We start from the raw sequence: 22,694 nt of genomic DNA, 5'->3' as shown, positions 1-22,694 counted from the left end.
ATGGTAGCGGTAGTATACAGTGGTTCTAAAACAGCTTTTTGGAAAATAGCTAAGGATGGAAAAACCATCGCAGAATGTAGTATGCCCGGCATTAATCCTTGTTTTAATGATCAGAAGTCTATTCTTCAAATGCTAAACAAAAAAACAACATTGATCAATTATGCAGAAAGCATAAAGAAGATGTATGTTTTTGCAGCTGGGGCGACTTCAGAACAAAGGATCAACGAGCTGACTGAAACGCTGTCGATGTTCTTTAAATATAGTAAAATCTCGGTTAAAGATGATTTATATGGTGCAGCCATATCTGCTTGTTATACCAATAGCGGAATTATAGGAATTTTGGGTAGCGGAGCCAACTGTGCTTATTTCGACGGAAAGAATCTGGAAGCCAATAATTTTGGTTTAGGTTTTATTCTTGGAGATGAAGGCTCTTCAAACTATTTAGGAAAAATGCTTCTAAAAAGTTTTATGACAGAGAAACTTCCTGAAGAATTATCCAGCCAGCTAGACAACAAATACAATCTGGACCGTGCACAGGTTCTTGACAGAATTTACAAGAAACCACTTGCACAGCAGTTTCTAAGTTCTTTTTTTGATTTTTTCGTAGACAACAGAAATCATAGTTTTATACAGAAATGTGTAGATGATGCCTTTGAACGCTATGTTAATATTTACCTGCTGCCTGTGATCACACAGCATCCTGGCAAAGAAATTCATTTTGTAGGTATTGTTGCCGGACATTTTCAGGACAGGTTAAGAGCCATTACCAAAAAGTACGGTATCGAAATTACCACCATTACTAAAGAACCAATATATAATTTACTTAACTACTATTCAAATTAAATAATATGAGCAAAATTGGAATAAACGGCTTTGGCCGTATCGGCAGACTGGTTTTCAGAGCTGCATTAAAAAGAGGATTAGATATTGTTGCCATCAACGATCTTGTTGAGCCGGATTATATGGCTTATATGTTAAAATATGATTCTACTCACGGACGTTTCGACGGAACTATTGAAGTAGAAAACGGACATTTAGTAGTGAACGGAAAAACCATCCGTATTACAGCAGAGAGAGACCCTGCAAACTTAAAATGGAATGAAGTTGGCGTAGAAACCGTAATTGAATCTACTGGTTTATTTTTAACACGTGTTGACGCTGAAAAACATATTGCTGCTGGTGCTAAAAGAGTAGTTTTCTCTGCTCCTGCTAAAGACAGCGACATTCCAACTTATGTAATGGGTGTTAACCACCATAAATTAACGGCAGATCAAACTATCGTTTCTAACGCTTCTTGTACAACAAACTGCTTGGCACCAATCGCTAAAGTATTAAATGATAATTTCGGTATCGTTGAAGGTTTAATGAGCACCATCCACGCTGTGACTGCAACTCAAAAAACAGTTGATGGTCCTTCTGCAAAAGACTGGAGAGGTGGCCGTGGTGGTTTCTCTAACATCATCCCTTCTTCAACTGGTGCTGCTAAAGCGGTAGGAATGGTTCTTCCTGAATTAAAAGGAAAATTAACTGGTATGTCGTTCCGCGTGCCTGTTGCAGACGTTTCTGTAGTAGATTTAACTGCACGTTTAGAAAAACCAGCTACTTACGAGCAGATCAAAGCGGCAATGAAAGCAGCTTCTGAAGGCGAGTTAAAAGGTGTGCTGGCCTATACAGACGAAGAAGTTGTTTCTTCTGACTTTATTGGTGATGACCACGCTTCTATTTTCGATGCAAAAGCTGGTATCTCCTTAAATGATAACTTTGTTAAAGTTGTTTCCTGGTATGATAACGAATGGGGCTATTCTTCTGCATTAGCTAAATTCGTAGAATATTACGGAAACTTAAAGTAAAACCCGTTCATACAGGTTTATATTTGGTTAGAAAAGGGATGTGCGTGGATGCGACATCCCTTTCTTTTTACCTTCATTTTATGCCACCAAATGCTGCAAAGCATCCGTTTTTATGTAATACTTCAGTATCCCTGAAACCAACTTTTTTCATTAAATCCAGTTGGAAATTAACAGATCGCGGCGTATCTTCTTTTTCTATATAATCAAATACCTTTTGTCTGTATTCCGAACCACCCAATTCTTCGAGGTATTCAGCGTAACTTTGTGTAAACAATTGATTTAAATGCACGGCATCGTGTACAATAAGGTCTGAAATCCAAAAACTTCCTCCTGGCTTAAGCGACTGGTACAATTTTGAAAATACCCGTTCCCAGTCTGCATCTTCACGCAGGTGGTGCAACACGGCTGCCGCAAGTATAATATCAAAATGTTCTACAGGAAATTCCGCCTCAAGGATATCCTGCTGCAAGATTTCCACGGTACCAGATGTTGCTGCCGAAACTCTTTCTTTTGCTCTATCCAGCATGGGCCTGCTCAAATCCACTAGTGTACAATCCAGACCCGGGATTTTCTCCAGCATTTTCAGGCTGTAGTTACCTGCTCCACAGCCTATATCAAGCAGGGCTTTAGCATCTGGGTTTACAAAAAGTGCAGCACTTGTAGTGAGCTCAAGGGTAACCGGAGCATCTATTGTGGTCTGCTGCCCTGTCTCCAGATTAGAAAACCGCTCCACATCATGATCAAAGCGCTCTCTGATCTCGTCCAAAGAAGATTTCTTATTGTCTTGATGATTCATATCTTTTCATTTTTATTTAACCAAAACTATCTTTATAATTGATAGTTTAAAAATATCAATTACTCCTATTAATGATACCCAATAGCTATCAATGGAACTTAGACATTTAATTTACTTCAAAATGGTTGCCGAAGAACTTCATTTCAGAAAAGCGGCAGAAAAACTGTTCATTTCCCAACCCCCGCTTAGCCGGCAGATTAGAGAGTTGGAAGAAGAACTGGGTGCCCAGCTCTTCACCCGCAACAATAAGCGTGTTACATTGACCAGTGCCGGGCTCTATTTTAAAAAAGAAGTAGATGAGATTTTAACGAGGATCAATGAAACAAAAAATACCGTTAAACAGATCCACGATCATTTGAACGGAGAATTCAGGATAGGTTATATCAGTTCCACCTATCATCCCCTGCTGATGGAGGTATTAAAGGAAATGCGGATACATTTCCCCTATCTGTCTATACAACTTTATGAACTTCCCACTCAGAAGCAAATTCATGCCCTTGAGGAAGGAAAACTGGATATAGGAATTATGCGCGCGCCTATAGCCTCAACACAACTTACCCTGAATACACTTTTTTACGATCCCTTTATTGCAGTCTTACCTGCAGGTAGCCCTCGGTTTTCGTCTAACGAGACACTTGGAAAATACCTGGCCGAAAAACCTTTTATATTTTTCAACCGTGATTATGCACCTGCCTATCATCAGAAGTTAGTTGAAATCTGCAATAGACTAGGTTTTAGCCCCCAACTCTCCCATGAGGCAAACAATGTACATTCTATATTACGACTGGTGGAAAGCGGAGCGGGAGTATCCATTTTACCCCACTCCTTAAAAGAGCACTATAAATACCTGCAAATTAACTTTGCCGATCTGAAAAATCTGTCTATCTACACAGAAGTTGTGCTGGCCTACAGGAACAACAACAATCAGGAAGCTTTACAATGGTTTATAAAAAGATACAAGCCTACACCAAACAGGACTTAATCAAATATCCCATTGGAAATGGTCAGAATTTGTGGCTCTCCATCTGTAACCAGAATAGTATGTTCATGTTGAGCCACAAAGCCGCCTTTATTCCCCTTCAGTGTCCAACCGTCTTCCTGTTCAACTGCATATGTTGATTTTGTAGAAATGAAAGTTTCTATAGCTACTGTAGAATTCTTCCGGAACCGCTCCGTATTGTATTTATCATAACAATTCAAGATCCCTTCGGGAGCCTCATGAAGACTTCTTCCAACACCATGTCCGGCCAGATTTCTGATCACCGTATAACCTTGCTTTTTTGCTTCTGTTTCTATCAGTCTGCCAATTTCTGAAATTTTGACACCACCTCTTATTTTACCAATAGCCTTGTATAGAATTTCCTTAGAAGCATTAACCAGCCGCAAGTGATGATGAATATCCTCGCCAAGAACAAAAGAACCACCATTGTCTGCCCAGAAACCATTCAACTCAGCAGAAACATCTATATTGATCAAATCACCATCCAAAAGAATTTTCTCCTCAGAAGGGATACCATGTGCTGCTTCGTTATTTATGCTGATACAAGTCCATCCGGGAAAGTCATAAGTGAGTCTCGGTGCAGATTTAGCTCCAAAGCTTTCCAGCATCTGACCACCAAAATCATCCAGTTCTTTTGTTGACATTCCGGGCTTAGCAAATTCACGCATTTGTTTTAGCGTAGACGCTACAGCCTGGCTTACCTCCTGCATTCCTATAAATTCTTCTTCTGTACTTACTGACATAAAATTTAAATTTAAGATGATTCACAAAGCTACCAAAAATTGCTCAGTACTCTTCGAAATCACCCTCTATTATGCGATCTCCTTGTCATTTTCATTTACATATCGATTTACTTTGATTACTTTAAATTTTTTAACGCCTGTTGGCATCTCCCAGTCTACACGTGCTCCGCTGGTATATCCCAATAATGCAATTCCAATTGGCGCCAGGACCGAAAGTTTATTCAGCCTCATATTTGCCTCTTCAGGTGTAACCAGATGAAAAGTAAATTCCTGTGCCGTTTCCTCATCCTTTATAGTGACCAGGGAATCCAGGACAATAGCATTCTCAGGCAAGTTATCCTTTGTAACAATCTTTGCAGACTTGAGTTCATGATGTAATTTATCCTTGTTGAAATCAGACAATCTGCTGCTTAATTTTAAATGATTGGATAACAATTCGTATTCTCTTTTGGTAATGATCAATTGGTTCTTTTCCATGATGATTGTTTTAATATCTATTTGTGATGAATGAATTTCGCGGTTTATGTAAAACCGCATGCTGCTTCCCGACCCGGAGGGCTTATTCTACAAATGAAAATTAAAGGTTTGCGACAAAGAGTAGGAGAGGAGAAATTCCCTTACATGCACAAAATCACCCGTAAAATTTTCCATGTATTTGCCCCAAACCTTGAAGCTAAATGGATTGGGGCTTAAACTAGAAAGTCTTTACTGCTCTGCTGGAAAGAAAATCCAAAGGGAGAATGGAAGCTATTTACACGTGCATAAGACAAGTAGGCTCGCCGCGATTTGCAGGCGAAACACAATAAACTGTCTAAATAAAATGCACTTAATTTTTCCATTGAATCTTAAAAGCGGCCATATAAACAGCACCGCATTTTAATAAAGATAGGGTAAATTAACAGAAAAACAAAACCATGGCTGCCAGCGGGATCTTAGAGTATTTAAAGTTTGTTCAGGATCTTCGAAACCTCTATCTCTCCAGAATTATTGAATTTTAACTTTTTGTCCGCAGCATACAGATACACTGAAGGATATTTAGAAGGTGAAAACAGTGGTATAAATACATGATCCCGATCTTGCAGAAGGGTGACGTTTTTTAATCCGATTAAAGATTTTGCATAATGTTCCATAAAATAATTTATGGTCCTGAATTCATCCAGAGAAACCATATAGATATTGATTTTACTCAGTTCTTTTGTCTTTTTAGAAAGTTCTCCCGCTACTTTTTGGCAATGCGGGCAGGTTGCATCAAAAAAAACTATCAATGACTGTTTTCCGGCTGGAATATTGTTTTTTGTAAACCCTGTCTGACCGGAAGTATAAAATTTAAAATCAGGCATGGTTGCTGGAACCTGAGCAGCAACACTAAAACAGAATACAGAACATATCAGCATAAAAAACAAAGATTTCATAGACTTCATAACTATTCCCTTAAACAGGTTTAAAAACATAAAAGTAAATATCGCATTCTAATTTAATTAACCGCAATGAATTTAGGATCAATTTTAATTATGACCACTGTGCAACAATCTCCGGCCGGCTATAGTCATCCCCAACCTGCTTCTTTACCGGAAAAATACACCAATCATTTAAAACCTATTTAAACTGCAATTGTTTAATAAACAAAAATATTATTCCAAGCAACAAACAAAACACAAAATATCATCAACACAAACAACAACAAAAATGAAAAAACTATTATTGGCATTTACAGCATTAGTTATGCTGACCTGCAGCGCTGCAATGGCACAAGACACAACCATGCACAAAAAAATGCATACCCAAAAAATGGGTAAAATGCATGATCACATTATGATGAAAGATGGAAAAATGTGGGTCATGAAAGATGGGAAACATATGGAAATGAAAGAAACCATGACACTCAAAAATGGAACTATGGTGATGACCGATGGCACTGTAAAAATGGCCGACGGTAAAACTTCCATGATGAAAAATGGCGACATGATCAATATGGAGGGTAAAATGCACTCTATGAAAATGATGAAAAAACGTATGAAAACGATGAAAAAAGACAGTACCAGCGTCATGTAAAAGGACGTCATTTTCTGTAATTTTTAAATCGCCTAAATTTTAAATAGCTTAAAAAAAGAATACATCTGCTCGAATACTGCTTAAGCTTAGGCGGACTGAAAAAGTCCGCAAACCTTAAAAGGTATTCTCTGCAGATATATTCTTTTTTTCTAGGTGCTTAACCGGACAAATGACGATAACGTCCAGATCAATTGGATTTTCACAGAATATCTCCACACACAGCCTATAGCTGTCATTTTAGCGCATTTTGTCCAGCCTGAATGAAATCTACCACCAAGCCCGGATCACCTCCGTCCTTTGCAATTTGCTACGGAAAATTCTCGTACGCTGCGGAAAGACCTCAGAGATCTGCGGGCTTCTTCAGCCCGCCTGATATCGTCAGTCTTGAAGCAGTTGTACAGAATTTTCCGCACAATTCACCTCTCTAAATTATTTTGCCTGTTTTAAAACAATGGCCCCCAAGGGCGGAATATCCATACTTATAGAATATTCTCTGAAATGACAACCGACGTGCTCCGGCAGATAAATTCCCTCATTGATTTTCCCACTTCCAAAAAATTCAACAGCGTCAGAATTAAAAATTTCCTTCCATTCTGCTTTAAAAGGCAAACCAATCCTATAATTTTCCCTGAAAACGGGTGTCAGATTTAAGATGACAATCAGCGTATCCTTAGCTTTCAATCCCTTTCTGATGTACACATAAACGGATTGTTGCGCGTCATCAGCATTGATCCATTCAAAACTTTCATAAGAATAGTTATTGGCATATAATGCTGGTTCTGTCCTATACAAATGGTTCAGTGCCTTTACAGTATTCTGCATCCCTTTATGAGAATCATACTGTAACAAGTCCCAATCCAGAGATTTGGTAAAATTCCATTCTCCGTTTTGTGCAATTTCATTGCCCATGAACAATAGTTTACTTCCCGGCTGGGTAAACATATAGGTATACAAAGTCCTCAGGTTTGCAAATTTCTGCCATTCATCGCCCGGCATTTTATAAATCATAGAAGATTTGCCATGCACCACCTCATCGTGGGAAAAAGGCATCATGAATTTCTCGGAAAAAGCATAGGTAATGCTAAAAGTCAATTGATGGTGATGGTGTTTTCTGTTGATCGGATCATTTTTAAAATACTTGAGCGTATCGTTCATCCAGCCCATCATCCACTTTAAGCCAAAACCAAGCCCTCCTTCTGAAACCGGATGTGTAACCCCAGGAAAGGTACTACTTTCTTCTGCAATGGTTAGTACACCGTCATAATTTCCATATACAGCTTCATTCATATCTTTCAGGAACTGGATAGCGCCAAGATTGTCGCTCCCTCCATACTCGTTAGTACCTGCCTCTCCGTCCTTCCTGGAAAAATCGAAATACAACATAGATGCTACTGCATCTACTCTGAGTCCATCTACGTGAAATTTATCCATCCAGAACAAGGCATTGCTGATCAGGAAAGACCTGATCTCATTCCTGTCATAATTAAAGATATAAGACTTCCAGTCCGGATGAAAACCTTTTCTCATATCTGCATGCTCATATAAATGTGTTCCATCAAATTTATACAGACCATGTGCATCACCCGGAAAATGAGAAGGTACCCAATCCAGGATCACAGCAATATTACTTTTATGAAGCTGCTCAATAAGGTACATCAGCTCCTGTGGTGTTCCATGCCGGGAACTTGCGGCAAAATACCCGGTGATCTGGTAGCCCCATGATGGAAAATAAGGATATTCCATAACGGGCATAAGCTCTACATGAGTAAAACCCATTTCAAGTATATAGGGCACCAGTGTATTCGCAATTTCCTTATAGGTCAGAATACGATCAGGATCACTTGGATCCCTTTGCCAGGAGCCCAAATGCAATTCATATACAGAAACAGGCTGACTCAATGTATTTAATTTAGGCCGTTTGCTCAGCCAGTTCTTATCCTTCCAGGTATAATCTGTGTCCCAAACTACGGAAGCTGTACGTGGGGGCTGCTCCCAGCGGCTGGCAAAGGGATCTCCCTTTTCTATATCAGCACCATCAAAACCCTTTATGGCATATTTATAGACTTCACCTTTTCCTATTCCTGGAATAAACCCTTCCCAGATCCCTGAACTGTCCAGTCTCCGGTACAAGAGATGGGCTGTTTTGCTCCATTGGTTAAAGTTACCCGTAACACCAACTTCCCGGGCATTAGGTGCCCACACTGCAAAAAAAGTACCTGGTGTTCCATCAACCTCCATCACATGAGCGCCTAATTTCTCATACAGGCGGAAATGTTTACCAGATATGAACAAGGAAGTATCAAAATCGGTAAATAAACTATAGATCCAAACCGGGGTACTTTGTTTTTTAGAAACACTTTTTGAGGACTTGCTCATGATATCGGATTGAAACTGGGTTTATATAAGGTTATATGGTAAATATTCTAATATCGCCAAAATTCTTATTGGACTTAAAGCAAAGCTGACCATTTTCATCCAAGGTAAAATCGGTTAGCTCCCGGTCGTCAATAATAATCCTTTTCACCTGAAACGGAATACCAATGACCTGATAGCTGTACAACTCATAATTTGGAGTATACAGTCCATCTGTGGTTTGCTCTATCAGTAAAGATACGGCATCACCTCTTACGCTGAACTTCTTTTCTGAATAAATATCTTGTTCATATGCAAAAGTATCCCCATGATCTTCAAAGAAGAAAGAATTTACTTCGTAGTCACTATAATAAACGTTTAACATCACCTCATCAATATGTTTTTCACCAACATATTGCATCACAGGATATTCCGGTATTACAGATCCGGCCTTCACAAACAGTGGCATACTTTCTATCGGAGCTTCAACATCATGTTCTTTTTCTCCTTCAAGCAATTCGTTAGTCCAGAAATTATACCACTTTCCTTTTGGCAGATAAACGATCCTGGATATAGCCCCTTGTTCTAAAACCGGACAAACCATGATCTTGTCGCCAAAAGTAAATTCATCCTGTCTGTAATGGTTAGTTATCTTATCCTGCTCCAGCATCACCAAAGGCCTCAAAATTGGGAAACCATAACGGTGGTGTTCCCAGAATACCGAATAAATATAAGGCATCAGTTTATACCTTAGTTCTATGAATTTTCGGTTGATGCTGGTAAAAGGTTCCCCAAAGCTCCAGGGCTCTCTTTCAGAAGTATCACCCGCAGAGTGGGCCCGCATAAAGGGAGAGAAGGTTCCCATCTGTATCCACCGGGTAAACAATTCTCCGTCGGGTTCGCCGCTAAAACCACCAATATCTGTTCCACAGAATGGAACTCCGGATACGGACATTCTCTGGCATTGAATATTTCCCATTTTTAAATGTTCCCATGTGGCCACATTATCACCAGTCCATACACAACCATAACGCTGCATACCCGAATAACCAGCCCTGGTGATGGTGAAAGGACGTTTATTACGCATCAGTTTCTTCAGTCCATCGTAAGTAGAACGAACCATCTGCATGCCATAAACATTATGAGCTTTTCGGTGCGATCCGCGGTAGCCATCAAAATTATGCCTCACATCATTAGGAAAAGTTCCTGAACCAAAAACAGCGGGCTCATTCATATCATTCCAAACACCGGCCACGCCCATATCTACCAATTCTTTGTACAATCCACCCCACCATTCACGAACAGCAGGATTGGTAAAGTCAGGGAACTGGCAACGTCCAGGCCAGACATGTCCTTCCATAAAATAATCGTCACTCCTGCGGCAAAAGTAATTGTTCTCTTTGCCTTCTTTAAATACCCAGTAATTATCATCCACTTTAATTCCCGGATCAATCATCACTACCGTTTTCATCCCGATATTGAGCAGTTCTTTGATCATTCTTTTGGGATCAGGAAAATATTTCTTATTCCAGGTGAAACAGCGATAGCCATCCATATAATCGATATCCAGGTAAATGGCATCACATGGAATATCCCGGGAGCGGAATCCTTCTGCAATTTCTTTCACCTTACTTTCAGGATAATAACTCCAGCGACACTGATGATAGCCTAAAGCCCATTTTGGTGGCATCGGGTGTGTCCCGGTTAAGGTTTGATAGCGTTTCACTACATCCATTAAATGAGGGCCATGGATATAATAATACTGTAACTCACCTCCGTCTGCCCAGAAACTCGTCTTGGAAACATCTTCCTTACCAAAGTCAAAATAGGAACGGAAGGTATTGTCGAAAAATATTCCATAGGCAGCCTGATCATGCAAGCCACTATAAAAAGGTATAGTTCTGTACAAAGGATCCTGATCCCATCCAAAGGAGTAGGCATCTGTGTTCCAGTTCTGAAAGTGCCTGCCTCTTAAATTTAAATTACCAGACTTGTCTCCCAAGCCAAAAAAGTTCTCTTGGGGTAAACATTTTTTGGTAGCATACACATAGTAGCCGCCGAATTCAACATTTTCTTCCCAGTGCATAGGTGATTCGTCTTCGCTCATCACCATTTGCGAACTGTTTTCTACAAATGAAATCAGGAAATCTGACTTCCTGATATTACAGGTAATCGTGTTCGTAGAGATAGAATAACGGTCTTCAAATTCCACCATTCCAAAAGTTGTAACCTTCTGATCTACAGTTTTTACTGCATAAGAAAAATCATCCAGAAAAACACCGTGCGGTGCAAGCCTTACGCGAATAATTTCATCGCTTACCACACGAACTTCGACCCTGGCATCGCCATCAGAGAAGAAAAATTTATTTCCTTCTGTAACCACTTTAGTTACAGATGAAAGGTATTTCTTTACTATAGGTTTAAGAACAGTAACCGGATTGTTTAAATGTTGGATGGTTTCTTCAACTATTTCCTGAATATTTTCGTTGTCTTTTATTTCTTTTCCTTGTTCGTTTCTTTCTTCCATGAAATCGTTTGTATAAAAATTGGAAATCCTGAGATCGTGTACTTTATACATCTAAAGTGTTAATTTTTATATTAAAAGCAAAGGATAATTAGATATATAATTAGCACCAATTATTTGCATTTGACACTTTAACCAAGTTTTCTGATTTTTCTGATGTTCATTTTTGGGGCTTATTTAAAAGGAGGGCTTTGCAAAGTTGGAATGATGATTATAAAAAAAGCCCCGGTAAAAAATACCGGGGCTCGTAAGAATAAAGAATAGTTCCTAAAGATTAAAAGCATAGGCCACATAATATATGGCGCCTGCAGCCGGATTACCATAGGAGGTAATATAGTATTTGTTCAAAATATTTGACCCTCCGATCTTAATCATAGAGTTTACGGACCGGATCTTCAGGTTAACCTGGGCATCCATCGTTCCAAAAGCAGGAACTTCTCCTGAAGAAAAAGAGGAATTCCAATAGAAGCTACCCTGCCAGCGATAGTTTACATTAAAGCCAATATTTTTTATGATTTCTTTATTTCCAAAGCCTAAATTATAACGGATTTCGGGTGTATTAAAATCATTGATGTAATCAGCTGGAATATCGCCTATCTTATTAAAGGATATATTACCGCTCAGATTGTATTTGCCCAAAAGATAATCTATACCTAAAGCTGCACCATACGAGGTTACTTTTCCAGTTGCATTCACCGGAACGCCAAATTTGGTAAAGGACCCGGCCCCGTTGCTTTGGTAAACATCTACTGCGGTAATAAAATCTTTATAGATATTATAGTAAGCATAAGCGTCAATCAAAAATTTAGGCCCAAGCAAACCTTTATACCCCACTTCATAGGCCTGAACACTTTCCGGCCTTACCCCTCTCGAATCAAAGGTATAAGGCATTAATAAAGCAGGATTAGGCGTTCCGGTTGCCGCGGAATTCAAAAATGCGCGATAACTCACATCCGTAAAAGCCTGATTGGTAAACAAGTTGTATTTATTAAGAATTTCAGGCAAACCACCAATTAGTCTTTGTGACCCTCCACCAACAGATAGATCTATGTACTGATTCTGCGTAGTTGGGTTCCGATACCCTGTCTGATAAGAAACCCGGATATTATTGTTCGGCGCGACAGTAAGTACCCCGGTAATCCTTGGCGTAAAACGACCATCAAAGTTCTTGCTTTTATCATAGCGCCCAGAAAAAGTAAGTTTTAATTTATCGTCCAGAAATTTCTTACCCAACTGAGCAAAACTTCCGTATTCTTTAATATCAATATCCCTGTTTAAATCATCGAATATAGTACCTCCTGAACGGAGCTGGAAAAGCCGGTAGGATGCACCAACCTGAAATTCTACCACATTATTAAATGCATTGCTGAAGTTATACATACCTTCATAGTGGTACAAATTGGTTTTATCATCAAATTTAGCACCATATTTACCTTTAGCAAAGTCTGTACTGGCGATGGTAGTGTTCATAATCTGATCTTTCGCCGTCTCAAAGGCTGGTGAGCCTGGCTCAAATCGCCCCTGGTTTGCAGCTGCTCTGGCAGCAGCATTCGCGGCTGCGTCACTTGCGCCCTGTGCTTTAGCTCCGACATAAGTACCTACGTACTCTGGAAACCATTGCGTAGAAGACTTAGAGACCTCATTGATATAACTTCCTAAAATAGAAGAGATATAAGAATCACCTGAACGCTCCTGCGTGGTATAAGCCCTCACAAAGAAATCCTGCCCTTTTAATTCCAGTTTGTATTGACCGATACTAAAATTTCTCAAAGAATATCTATCAGAACCTGTATATACAGATGTACCAGTTCCCCAGTTGGCCTGAGCGATAGCCTCTATAGTAGGCGTAAATTTATAATGCAGTGCTCCGGATATCTTTAGAGATTGTGTCTTATAATCTACCAGGTCCCGCTCATTGTAACCGGTTCTGGACACATTCTGGTTGGGCAGTAATCCGGGGGTATTCAGCCCCGCAAAAAAAGGCCTCATTTGTGCATTGGTACTTAAAAAATTCGTCAGATAACCTTGAGTAACAGGGTTGGCTTTAAAAGCTGCAATCTGGGCTGCACTAGGATCTGTCTGCAAACCCAATGCCCCTTTCACAAAAGCAGAAGTTCCTGCATTCAAAACCGACTGAGCCACATTTCTCATGTTCTGGCTAACTTCGTCTCCGTACACGTTTACCCCATCATAATTGGGGTCTGAATTTCTGTCTCCCGGAATGACCGTCCTTGAAGCGCGGTTAAAGTTATTATAATTATCCGCCTGCCAGTCCTGGGCTTGCAAAAAAGAGAAAGTCGCCTTGGCGGCAAATTTATTGTTCCAGGCTTTAGCTACCCTTACATCCAACTGATTAAATGGCTGGGTACTGCTGTTGTTGTCATTTACGTGGTTAATTCCAGACTTGAACTGAAAACTTGGTCCCTGATATTCAAAAGGACTTTTTGAAGTCATGAGCATTGTACCGTTAATTCCCCCGGCTCCATATAAAGCCGAAGATGCTCCTGGCAGGAGTTCCACATTGTCCACATCCAGATCATTTATACCCACAATATTACCCACCGAAAAATTCAACCCTGGTGCCTGGTTATCCATGCCATCTACATACTGGTTGAACCTGTTGTTTCCGTTGGAATTAAATCCTCTTGTATTAATGGATTTAAAAGTCAAACTCTGTGTACTTACCTCTACACCTTTCATATTGGTCAGCGCATCATAAAAAGAAGGTGCCGGCAGTTCTTTAAGCGTGCTCTGCCCCATCCTTTCAATAGAAACTGGTGATTCCAAAATTCGCTCCGGTGTTCTTGAGGCTGAAATAACGACTTCCTGCCCTAATATCCCTGTCTGTTCGAGTTCTATATTCAGTGCTGCAGCGGGGCCTGTAATTGTCCTTTCTACAGAGGCATACCCAATATAGGAAATGACTAAAGTAAGTGGCCTTTTTTCCGTGGTACTGAATGAAAATTTTCCGTTTTGGTCTGTTGAAGTACCTGCTGTAGTTCCTTTAACAGTGATCCCTACACCCGGTATAGGTTCATGGCTGAGCTTATCTGTAACTGTTCCACTAATCGCAATGGATTGTGCATGTACCGATAGCACAGCAGAACAACAGACCAGAAGGATCAACACAATTTTTGTAAAATTTCTCATCATACGCTGTAATTTAGATTTGGGTTTAACTTAGTGTACATAAATTTAACACAATTAATGAAACTAACAAATTCATTTTTAAGCCACATTAAGATCAGAAAATTTGGATTGGGTGAAAATTGATCTAAGTTTTATTAAATTGCCTTAGAAAACCAAATAGATTGCTTGTTCCAACACGACGATTTATTAACTAAACTACAATGAATAAAGTTAAAGCTACATTCTGTGTCGTCATCCCTCTTTTGTTAGTTTATATTTTCAACACCAAATTTGGCGCTGTCCCTCCTTTGCTTAAATTCCTGAACCCTTTTACCGGATTCTGGCAAAATGCAGAGCCATCTGGTATTGGCCTGAATCACAAGGTTGTGCTTAAAGGCACCCACGACCGTGTTGAAGTGGTCTTTGATGACCGGATGATCCCTCATATTTTTGCGAATAATGATTATGACGTGTATTATACTCAAGGTTATGTTACCGCTATGCACCGCTTATGGCAAATGGATTTCCAGACCCGATTTGCTGCCGGTCGCTTATCCGAGGTCGTAGGTAGTAAAGCTATAGAGCTTGACCGTTATCAACGCCGTATGGGAATGGTTTATGGCGCTGAAAATTCTCTGAAAGGCATGATGCAGGATCCAAAATCCAAGGAGATGATGACCGCTTATACCGAAGGAATCAATGCCTACATCCATTCTCTTTCCAAGGCGAACCTGCCTTTGGAGTATAAGATCCTGGATTTTGTACCTGAAGACTGGACTCCACTTAAATGTGCTTTGCTTCTCAAACAAATGTCGGCCGTGCTGGCCATGGGTTCCGACGAATTTTACATGTCAAATATCCTTAAAAAATATGGCCCTGAGGTAACCGGCGATCTCTTTCCGGATTATCCATTCAGAGAAGACCCTATCATCCCTAAAGGCACAAAATGGGATTTTAAACCACTCCCTGTTCCAGCAGCGCCGTTGGCTTTTAACCAGATGGTTACCGGCGACATCAGGACGAAGCAAAAAATAGACGGAATTGGCAGCAACAATTGGGCGCTCTCGGGGGAAAAAACAGCTTCCGGATCACCCATTCTGGAAAATGACCCGCACCTGGATCTAACCTTACCTTCGATCTGGTATCAGATACAATTGCATGCCCCGGGTTTAAATGCCTATGGTGTTTCCCTTCCCGGTGCTCCTGGTATTACTATAGGATTTAATCAGCGTATTGCCTGGGGTGTAACGAATGTGGCCGCCGATGTGCTGGATTTCTATCAAATTAAATTTAAAGACAACAGTCATAAAGAATACTGGTACAACAACAAATGGAACAAGACCACTGAAAGGCTGGAAAAAATTAAGATCAGGGGAGGCCACACAGAAACAGATACGGTAATTTACACGCATCATGGCCCGGTGGTCTATTTCCAGAGGCCAGAGAAGCTTTCCAGGGCAGACAATATCCCATTAGGTCATGCTTTGAGGTGGATAGCTCATGAAAAGTCAAACGAACTCATGACTTTCTATTACCTCAACAGGGGCAAAAACTATAGCGACTACCGAAAAGCACTCACCTATTATACTGCTCCCGCACAAAATTTCATTTTTGCTTCAGCAGATAATGATATTGCCATTACGCCAAATGGTAAATTTCCTTTAAAATGGAAAGACCAGGGAAAATTTATTCTGGATGGCAGTGATCCTAAAAGTGACTGGCAAGGCTGGATACCTGCTTCTCAAAATCCGACAGTTAAAAATCCACCCCGTCATTTTGTGAGCTCCGCCAACCAGAGCTCCACCGATCAAACTTATCCATACTATATCAACTGGGAATTCAGTTCTTACGAACGGGGAAAGCGCATTAACGATCGTCTAAGCAAAATGACCAATGCGACAGCCGACAGTATACGCCTCATGCAAAGTGATGCATACAGCATTTTTGCGGAGAACCTGCTTCCTGCTCTCCTCAGCCGGGTAGACAACAACGCCCTGAACGCAACACAGAAGGAAGCCTTTAACATCATCAGCAAATGGAATAAATATTATAACGCAAAAGAAATTGGTGCCAGCGTCTTTGATTTATGGTCTACACGTTTGTTCTTTGATATCTGGGATGACGATTTCACGATTAAGGGAATTCCAATGCGCTATCCTTCCCGGGACCGGACAATAGAGCTCATTCTGAAAGATCCAAACTCCAAGTGGTTTGATAATGTTCAGACTTCCAAAAAGGAAACCTTGACCGATCTGGTTAATGAATCGTTTAAATATACATGCGACAGTCTGGAGAGAAAATTTGGTCTTATCGGGAAGAACTGGGAATGGGCCAGGGTGAAACAAACCCATGTTCCGCATTTAGCTAATATACCGGGTCTAGGCTCAAAGACCCTAATGATGGGTGGTGCAAAAAGCACCATTAATGCCCTTGGTGAAAAGAACGGACCATCATGGAGAATGGTGGTTGAACTCGGTAAAAATCCTAAAGGACATGGGGTATTTCCAGGGGGGCAGTCTGGTAACCCTGGCAGCCCCTTCTACGACAATATGATCGGAACCTGGTCAAGGGGTGAGCTGTATGATTTATATTTTATGCAGACACCAAACGACCCATCCGCCAAAATAATTTCTAACCTGCACATCTCCAACAAATAGATTATGGTCTTTATCGTTATACTAATCGCTTCATTTCTATTACAGATCATCTTTCCATGGTGGGTCATTGTGATCATCAGTTTCGTTACCTGCGGCCTGATCGGAAAAACGGCTAAAATATCATTATGGTTTCCTTTTGCAGCCATATTTCTGCTGTGGATTGGCATGGCTCTGTTTAAGAGCATTCCAAACCACAATATACTAGCAGGACGTATAGCAGAAATGCTGGCTGTAAAATCATGGATATTGGTGTTGATACTAACGGGAGTTCTTGGTGGTTTTGTTGCTGCAATCAGTGGCATTTGCGGATATCATTTTCGCAAGGCAGTATTGTGTAAAAAAACGAAATCAGGACAGCATGCTGGCTAAAGGGCATTCTAAAACAAAAATCTTGTGTATTTTTGCAAGGTGAATCCGATCCAGCAAATATTTTCTATAAATAATGATTTTGAGTTTGATGAGATGGCACTGGCCGTTTTTAAACATCAGGCAAAACATTGTGCAGTATATGCATCTTATATCCAACACCTCAACATTTCCCCTGCTCGTATCAGCAGCGTGAAGGATATCCCTTATTTACCCATTTCCTTTTTTAAAACGCATGAAGTACTGAGTGATGCGAAAACCCCGGAAATTGTTTTCAGCAGTTCGGGTACAACAGGAATGGTGCAAAGCCGTCATCTGGTTACAGACGTTGGCATCTATGAAACTAGTTTTAACAAGGCTTTTGAGCAGTTCTACGGGAAGATAGAGGATACCTGCCTTCTGGCATTATTGCCGTCTTATCTGGAAAGAGATGGCTCTTCTTTAATTTACATGGTGGATGCTTTACTAAAACAGAGCAAACATCCAGACAGCGGCTATTTCCTGCACAACCATGATGAACTGTTCCATAGGCTAAAAAAGCTGCAAAAGAACAAACAAAGAACCATTTTAATCGGTGTAACTTATGCTTTGCTTGATTTTATCGAGCAATATCAGCTGGATTTCCCTGAATTGATTGTCATGGAAACCGGGGGAATGAAAGGCAAAAGGAAGGAAATGGTGAGAGAAGAACTTCATAATTTGCTTCAGGCTGGTTTTGGTGTAAGTGCCATCCACAGCGAATATGGAATGACGGAGCTCCTTTCGCAGGCTTATTCTTTTGGAGAAGGCGTTTTTCACTGTCCTGCATGGATGAAAATTGTACTGCGAGATACCAATGACCCTTTGAGTTTAATTCAGAATCAGCAAACCGGCGGCATCAATGTCATTGACCTCGCTAATATAAATTCCTGCTCTTTTATTGCTACGCAGGATTTAGGAAAAATATATCCGAATGGTTCTTTCGAAGTACTGGGCCGTTTCGATAATGCAGACATCAGGGGCTGTAATTTACTGGTACAGTAGCTGCATTAAATTTCAGATCCAGTTCTTTCATAAAAAAACCGTTAAAGCTTACACTCTAACGGTTTTTTTATGAAAGGCCTTAGGCTATTCTGCAGTTAAAAGAAAATAATTCTTTTTCCCTTTTTGGATGATAATATACTTGCCATTTAACAGATGCTCTGCATTGAATACAGCAGAAGCCTCTTTAATCTTTTCTTTATTTAGAGAAACCCCACCACCCTGTATGGTCTTTTTCGCTTCGCCTTTTGAAGGGAATACACTTGTTTTTTCAGCCAGTAAAGTTGAAGCGTCAATTCCACCCTCTAACTCCACTTTAGAAATTGTATATTGAGGCACACCTTCAAAAATCTCCAGTACCTGCGTATCATTTAGGGTTGCAAAAAAGTCCAGAGCGCCGTTACCAAACAAAAACTCTGAAGTCTTGATGGCAGTCTCTAAGGCCTCTTCTGAATGGGTCCTAACCGTAATATCTTCGGCCAATGCTTTCTGCAAAATACGCAGATGAGGTGCAGCATCATGCTCTTTCTCCAAAGCTTCAATTTCTGCTTGAGTTTTCAGTGTAAAGATCCTGATCCATTTCTTCGTATCATCATCAGAAGCATTTAGCCAAAACTGGTAGAATTTATACGGAGAGGTTTTTTCCGGGTCTAGCCAAACCGCCCCACTTTCCGTTTTACCAAATTTGGTGCCGTCAGCTTTCTTTATAAGTTGCGTGGTGATCGCGAAGGCCGTACCAGCATCTTTGCGTCTGATCAGTTCAGTACCTGTAACAATATTACCCCATTGATCTGAGCCCCCCATTTGTACCAGACAATTGTGGTGTTTCCAGAGGTAATAAAAATCAAAACCCTGGATCAGCTGGTAGCAGAACTCGGTAAACGACAATCCGGAATCGCCTTCCAAACGTCTTTTTACACTGTCCTTGGCCATCATATAATTAACAGTAATGTGCTTGCCCACGTCTCTGATAAAAGTAAACAGGTTCATATCCTTAAACCAGTCATTATTGTTCACCATTACCGCACCGTTCCCTGCTTCCTCAAATTTCAAAAATTTAGAAAGTTGCTTTTTCATCCCGGCCAGGTTATGTTCTACCATGGCCTCTGTCTGAAGATTTCTTTCATCAGATTTACCGGATGGATCTCCTACCATTCCTGTAGCTCCCCCAACAAGGGCATAGGGTTTATGTCCGGCGCGCTGGAAATGAATAAGTGTCATGATCTGGGTCAAATGCCCCACGTGCAATGAATCCGCGGTTGGGTCAAAACCTATATACCCGGATGTCATGCCCTCATTTAATTTTTCCTCGGTACCAGGCATCATGTCCTGCAACATGCCTCTCCATCTTAGTTCCTCTACAAAATTGGTCATTGTTTCTATCCTTTTGCGGCAAATATAGGAAAAGCTATGTTATCTGTTAAATTGAATTCTTCTTCGCCCTAAATTGACCTGAAGATCATCCGCTTTCCAAACAATTTTCATTACATTTAAAGCGATGAACTTCTTATCGCATTATTATTTTGAAAGACATAATCCTGACCACAACATTGTAATTGGTGTTGTATTGCCTGATTTTGTTAAAAATGCGCATAAAGACTGGAACCTTAACCCTCAAAAAGAAGCACATTTATTTTCAGACGATCTGGCCCATGAATCCTTACTTTGCGGATGGGAAAGGCATCTTGAGGTTGATAAATTATTCCATTCTTCAGATTTTTTCATCACCCGGACTGCAACACTAAAACAATTATTACTGCCTTCTTTACAATCCGGCCCTGTAAAACCTTTCTTCCTGGCACATATTGGTTTGGAACTGATGCTGGACCACTTGCTGACCATTGAAGGCCGGATCAACATCAACCGATTCTATGAACAGCTTCAGCAAGCCAATACGCACGAACTACAGTCTTTTCTCACTTTAGCTGGAATCAAAGACCTGGATCATTTCCTTCGTTTTCTGAATAACTTCATCTCCAGCAGATATTTGCTGAGTTACCAGAAAATCGAAAATATTACCTATGCATTGAACCGCATCTGTATGCGCTTATGGGAAAATCCTTTTCAGAAAGAGCAACTTGAACAAGTAACTAAAAGTCTTTTATTATTTCGCGATCAACTCCAAAAAGATTACCTGAGTATTTTTAAAGAAATCGAAAGTAAATTATAATCATTCGTATCTTCGCTGTATGTCGAAATCAGCTATAAAAGACACGATGGATGCCCTGGTTAAAGAGCTTAACCAGCACACCTACAATTACTATGTACTCGCTATGCCAACTATTGGCGATTATGAATTTGATCAAAAATTAGAAGCCCTGCAAAAGCTGGAACGGGAAAACCCGGAATTTGCAGATCCTGATTCCCCTACTCAGAAAGTTGGTGGTGATATCACTAAAAATTTTGTCACAGTTCCACATAAATGGCCCATGCTTTCTTTGGGCAATACGTACAACGAGCAAGATCTCCTCGACTTTGATGAAAGGATCAAAAAAGCAATTGGAGATGATTTTCAATACGTTTGCGAACTTAAATTTGATGGACTATCCATCAGCCTAACTTACGAAAACAACAAACTTTCCAGAGCTGTAACCCGGGGTGACGGAGCAAAAGGTGATGATGTTACTTCAAACGTTAAAACCATCCACACCATTCCCCATCAATTAAAGACAACACAGGCCCCGGAACTTTTTGAGATCAGAGGGGAGATCTTCATGCACCGGGCGGCTTTTGAGCGCCTCAATAAAGAACGGGAAGAATTAGGCGAAGTCACTTATGCAAATCCCAGAAATTTTGCTGCCGGTACGGTAAAAATGCAGGATTCTAAAGAAGTGGCCAGACGTCCGCTCGATTGCTTTTTGTATTCTCTGAATACTGACAAAACCTATTTTAAGACACATTGGGAAAGTTTGCAGACACTAAAATCCTGGGGCTTCCATGTGAGTGAACACAGCAAACTGGTCAATTCCATTACCGGAGTATTTGATTTCATTAAATACTGGGAAGAAGAACGTTTCAACCTGGGCTATGATATTGATGGTATTGTAATTAAAGTAAACAGCTATGGCCAGCAACAGGAACTTGGCTTTACTGCAAAATCCCCACGCTGGGCTATTTCTTACAAATTCAAAGCTGAAGAAGTAGAAACCATACTTGACCAGGTCACTTATCAGGTGGGAAGAACAGGGGCAGTTACGCCTGTTGCAAATCTAAAACCAGTTTTACTGGCAGGTACAACAGTTAAAAGGGCCACATTACACAATGCCAATGAGATTGAACGGCTGGACCTACATCAGGGAGACAGTGTATTTGTAGAAAAAGGAGGCGAGATCATCCCAAAGATCATTAATGTAAACCTTGCTAAAAGAAAACCGGACGCCTTAAAGATCATCTATCCTACAGTTTGTCCTGAATGCGGGACCAGTTTGATCAGAAAAGAAGGTGAAGTGGCTTTTTACTGCCCGAATGATGAAGGCTGTCCACCTCAGATCGTTGGAAAAATACAGCATTTTATTGGCAGAAAGGCAATGAACATTGATGGATTAGGCGATGAAACCATCGAAAACTTTTACCAGAGAGGCTTACTAAGACATATTAGCGATATCTATACGCTCCATGAAAAATCGGATGAATTGAAAGGCATAGAACGCTTTGGAGAAAAGTCGATTGAAAATATGCTCAAAGGAATTGAGCAATCTAAAGAAATGCCATTCGAAAAGGTACTTTTTGGTTTAGGGATCCGGTATGTTGGAGAAACTGTAGCAAGAAAACTCGCATTTGGCACCAAAAATATCGACCGCCTCGCCTCAGCCACCCTGGAAGAGCTGATAGCCATAGATGAAATTGGCCAGCGGATTGCCGAAAGCATCATAGAATATTTTAGTAAAACAGAGCATTTACAGCAAATTGAGCTCTTAAAAATTGCCGGATTGCAGTTTCAGGCAAAAGAAATTGAAATTACCCTGCAAAGTGAGAAATTAACTGGAAAAACATTTGTAATTTCGGGCGTTTTCGAGAAATTCAGCCGCGAGGAACTTAAGGATTTAATTGAAAGTAATGGAGGTAAGATCCTGAGCAGTATTTCTGCAAAGTTGAACTATCTGGTTGCCGGAGATAATATGGGCCCTTCCAAACTGGAAAAGGCTCAAAAGCTAAATGTTCCCCTGATCTCAGAGGACGATTTATTAGAGATGTTGAAATAATAA

General features: G+C 40.4%; 17 protein-coding genes. 9 read left to right on the top strand and 8 right to left on the bottom strand.

Annotated elements, in window-relative coordinates; genetic code table 11:
- Together R2S08_RS18175 and gap are read left to right on the top strand one after the other, a co-directional pair.
- Window positions 1–843 carry a hypothetical protein gene (locus R2S08_RS18175; protein WP_316836458.1) on the top strand — a complete coding sequence of 281 codons (843 nt, stop codon included), beginning with the start codon at window positions 1–3 and terminating at the stop codon, window positions 841–843.
- A 5-nt stretch (window positions 844–848) separates the two neighbouring features.
- Entirely contained in the window at window positions 849–1,850 is a 1,002-nt protein-coding gene (gene gap / locus R2S08_RS18170) for a type I glyceraldehyde-3-phosphate dehydrogenase (protein ID WP_108555816.1), read from the top strand.
- A gap of 73 nt (window positions 1,851–1,923) precedes the next feature.
- Here gap and R2S08_RS18165 read toward each other — a convergent pair whose 3' ends face one another.
- On the bottom strand, window positions 1,924–2,646 hold the full coding sequence (locus R2S08_RS18165) for a class I SAM-dependent methyltransferase (RefSeq protein ID WP_316836457.1): 723 nt from the start codon (window positions 2,644–2,646) through the stop codon (window positions 1,924–1,926).
- A 91-nt stretch (window positions 2,647–2,737) separates the two neighbouring features.
- Between R2S08_RS18165 and R2S08_RS18160 the strand changes: the two genes are divergently transcribed.
- Window positions 2,738–3,628: a LysR family transcriptional regulator gene (locus R2S08_RS18160; protein WP_316836456.1), complete on the top strand. Its 891-nt coding sequence runs from the start codon at window positions 2,738–2,740 to the stop codon at window positions 3,626–3,628.
- On the opposite strand, the gene map is transcribed toward R2S08_RS18160, so the two are convergent.
- The 3 genes from map to R2S08_RS18145 all read right to left on the bottom strand — a co-directional run bounded on the left by map (window position 3,625) and on the right by R2S08_RS18145 (window position 5,801).
- Window positions 3,625–4,389, bottom strand: coding sequence for a type I methionyl aminopeptidase (gene map, locus R2S08_RS18155; RefSeq protein WP_316836455.1), 765 nt, complete (start codon window positions 4,387–4,389; stop codon window positions 3,625–3,627). The two genes, R2S08_RS18160 and map, sit on opposite strands and share 4 nt — an antisense overlap.
- Window positions 4,390–4,458: 69 nt before the next feature.
- A complete protein-coding gene (locus R2S08_RS18150) occupies window positions 4,459–4,866 on the bottom strand; it encodes a GreA/GreB family elongation factor (protein ID WP_316836454.1) in 408 nt (135 codons plus the stop codon).
- A 464-nt stretch (window positions 4,867–5,330) separates the two neighbouring features.
- On the bottom strand, window positions 5,331–5,801 hold the full coding sequence (locus tag R2S08_RS18145; protein ID WP_316836453.1) for a redoxin domain-containing protein: 471 nt from the start codon (window positions 5,799–5,801) through the stop codon (window positions 5,331–5,333).
- A gap of 274 nt (window positions 5,802–6,075) precedes the next feature.
- Here R2S08_RS18145 and R2S08_RS18140 point away from each other — a divergent pair, with 274 nt between their 5' ends.
- Window positions 6,076–6,441: a DUF6799 domain-containing protein gene (locus R2S08_RS18140; RefSeq protein WP_316836452.1), complete on the top strand. Its 366-nt coding sequence runs from the start codon at window positions 6,076–6,078 to the stop codon at window positions 6,439–6,441.
- Between the two features lie 429 nt (window positions 6,442–6,870).
- On the opposite strand, the gene glgB is transcribed toward R2S08_RS18140, so the two are convergent.
- From glgB to R2S08_RS18125, 3 genes are all read right to left on the bottom strand, one after another.
- Window positions 6,871–8,817, bottom strand: a complete 1,947-nt coding sequence (glgB, locus tag R2S08_RS18135) for a 1,4-alpha-glucan branching protein GlgB (protein WP_316836451.1) — start codon at window positions 8,815–8,817, stop codon at window positions 6,871–6,873.
- Between the two features lie 31 nt (window positions 8,818–8,848).
- A complete protein-coding gene (locus R2S08_RS18130) occupies window positions 8,849–11,320 on the bottom strand; it encodes a glycoside hydrolase family 31 protein (RefSeq protein WP_316836450.1) in 2,472 nt (823 codons plus the stop codon).
- Between the two features lie 264 nt (window positions 11,321–11,584).
- Window positions 11,585–14,470 (bottom strand): TonB-dependent receptor, encoded by a 2,886-nt coding sequence (locus tag R2S08_RS18125; protein ID WP_316836449.1) that lies wholly within the window; start codon window positions 14,468–14,470, stop codon window positions 11,585–11,587.
- A 197-nt stretch (window positions 14,471–14,667) separates the two neighbouring features.
- Between R2S08_RS18125 and R2S08_RS18120 the strand changes: the two genes are divergently transcribed.
- The 3 genes from R2S08_RS18120 (at window position 14,668) to R2S08_RS18110 (ending at window position 18,492) form a co-directional block, all read left to right on the top strand.
- The gene (locus R2S08_RS18120) at window positions 14,668–17,103 is read left to right on the top strand and encodes a penicillin acylase family protein (RefSeq protein ID WP_316836448.1); all 2,436 of its coding nucleotides are present in this window, start codon (window positions 14,668–14,670) and stop codon (window positions 17,101–17,103) included.
- 3 nt (window positions 17,104–17,106) lie between these two features.
- The gene (locus R2S08_RS18115) at window positions 17,107–17,472 is read left to right on the top strand and encodes a hypothetical protein (RefSeq protein ID WP_199079417.1); all 366 of its coding nucleotides are present in this window, start codon (window positions 17,107–17,109) and stop codon (window positions 17,470–17,472) included.
- Window positions 17,473–17,565: 93 nt separating this feature from the next.
- Window positions 17,566–18,492 carry an acyl transferase gene (locus tag R2S08_RS18110; protein WP_316836503.1) on the top strand — a complete coding sequence of 309 codons (927 nt, stop codon included), beginning with the start codon at window positions 17,566–17,568 and terminating at the stop codon, window positions 18,490–18,492.
- Window positions 18,493–18,576: 84 nt separating this feature from the next.
- Here the strand turns inward: R2S08_RS18110 and tyrS are convergent, their stop codons facing one another.
- Window positions 18,577–19,863, bottom strand: a complete 1,287-nt coding sequence (tyrS, locus tag R2S08_RS18105) for a tyrosine--tRNA ligase (protein ID WP_316836447.1) — start codon at window positions 19,861–19,863, stop codon at window positions 18,577–18,579.
- Window positions 19,864–19,987: 124 nt separating this feature from the next.
- Between tyrS and R2S08_RS18100 the strand changes: the two genes are divergently transcribed.
- Both R2S08_RS18100 and ligA read left to right on the top strand, forming a co-directional pair.
- A complete protein-coding gene (locus tag R2S08_RS18100) occupies window positions 19,988–20,659 on the top strand; it encodes a hypothetical protein (protein ID WP_316836446.1) in 672 nt (223 codons plus the stop codon).
- 19 nt (window positions 20,660–20,678) lie between these two features.
- Entirely contained in the window at window positions 20,679–22,691 is a 2,013-nt protein-coding gene (ligA, locus tag R2S08_RS18095) for an NAD-dependent DNA ligase LigA (RefSeq protein WP_316836445.1), read from the top strand.
- Window positions 22,692–22,694 lie beyond the last annotated feature (3 nt).

The sequence above is a fragment of the Pedobacter nutrimenti genome (assembly GCF_032678445.1).
Classification (GTDB): domain Bacteria; phylum Bacteroidota; class Bacteroidia; order Sphingobacteriales; family Sphingobacteriaceae; genus Pedobacter; species Pedobacter nutrimenti_A.
Note: the sequence above shows the minus strand (reverse complement) of the source record. Positions and strands in the feature narration are given on the sequence as shown.

What these genes read in the sequence shown, in the direction of transcription:
- R2S08_RS18125 (WP_316836449.1), bottom strand. Translation starts at nt 14,470, where the DNA reads ATGATGAGAAATTTTACAAAAATTGTGTTGATCCTTCTGGTCTGTTGT.
- R2S08_RS18110 (WP_316836503.1), top strand. Translation starts at nt 17,566, where the DNA reads ATGGCACTGGCCGTTTTTAAACATCAGGCAAAACATTGTGCAGTATAT.
- R2S08_RS18140 (WP_316836452.1), top strand. Translation starts at nt 6,076, where the DNA reads ATGAAAAAACTATTATTGGCATTTACAGCATTAGTTATGCTGACCTGC.
- ligA (WP_316836445.1), top strand. Translation starts at nt 20,679, where the DNA reads ATGTCGAAATCAGCTATAAAAGACACGATGGATGCCCTGGTTAAAGAG.
- gap (WP_108555816.1), top strand. Translation starts at nt 849, where the DNA reads ATGAGCAAAATTGGAATAAACGGCTTTGGCCGTATCGGCAGACTGGTT.
- glgB (WP_316836451.1), bottom strand. Translation starts at nt 8,817, where the DNA reads ATGAGCAAGTCCTCAAAAAGTGTTTCTAAAAAACAAAGTACCCCGGTT.
- R2S08_RS18150 (WP_316836454.1), bottom strand. Translation starts at nt 4,866, where the DNA reads ATGGAAAAGAACCAATTGATCATTACCAAAAGAGAATACGAATTGTTA.
- tyrS (WP_316836447.1), bottom strand. Translation starts at nt 19,863, where the DNA reads ATGACCAATTTTGTAGAGGAACTAAGATGGAGAGGCATGTTGCAGGAC.
- R2S08_RS18120 (WP_316836448.1), top strand. Translation starts at nt 14,668, where the DNA reads ATGAATAAAGTTAAAGCTACATTCTGTGTCGTCATCCCTCTTTTGTTA.
- R2S08_RS18145 (WP_316836453.1), bottom strand. Translation starts at nt 5,801, where the DNA reads ATGAAATCTTTGTTTTTTATGCTGATATGTTCTGTATTCTGTTTTAGT.
- R2S08_RS18160 (WP_316836456.1), top strand. Translation starts at nt 2,738, where the DNA reads ATGGAACTTAGACATTTAATTTACTTCAAAATGGTTGCCGAAGAACTT.
- R2S08_RS18165 (WP_316836457.1), bottom strand. Translation starts at nt 2,646, where the DNA reads ATGAATCATCAAGACAATAAGAAATCTTCTTTGGACGAGATCAGAGAG.
- map (WP_316836455.1), bottom strand. Translation starts at nt 4,389, where the DNA reads ATGTCAGTAAGTACAGAAGAAGAATTTATAGGAATGCAGGAGGTAAGC.
- R2S08_RS18100 (WP_316836446.1), top strand. Translation starts at nt 19,988, where the DNA reads ATGAACTTCTTATCGCATTATTATTTTGAAAGACATAATCCTGACCAC.
- R2S08_RS18130 (WP_316836450.1), bottom strand. Translation starts at nt 11,320, where the DNA reads ATGGAAGAAAGAAACGAACAAGGAAAAGAAATAAAAGACAACGAAAAT.
- R2S08_RS18175 (WP_316836458.1), top strand. Translation starts at nt 1, where the DNA reads ATGGTAGCGGTAGTATACAGTGGTTCTAAAACAGCTTTTTGGAAAATA.
- R2S08_RS18115 (WP_199079417.1), top strand. Translation starts at nt 17,107, where the DNA reads ATGGTCTTTATCGTTATACTAATCGCTTCATTTCTATTACAGATCATC.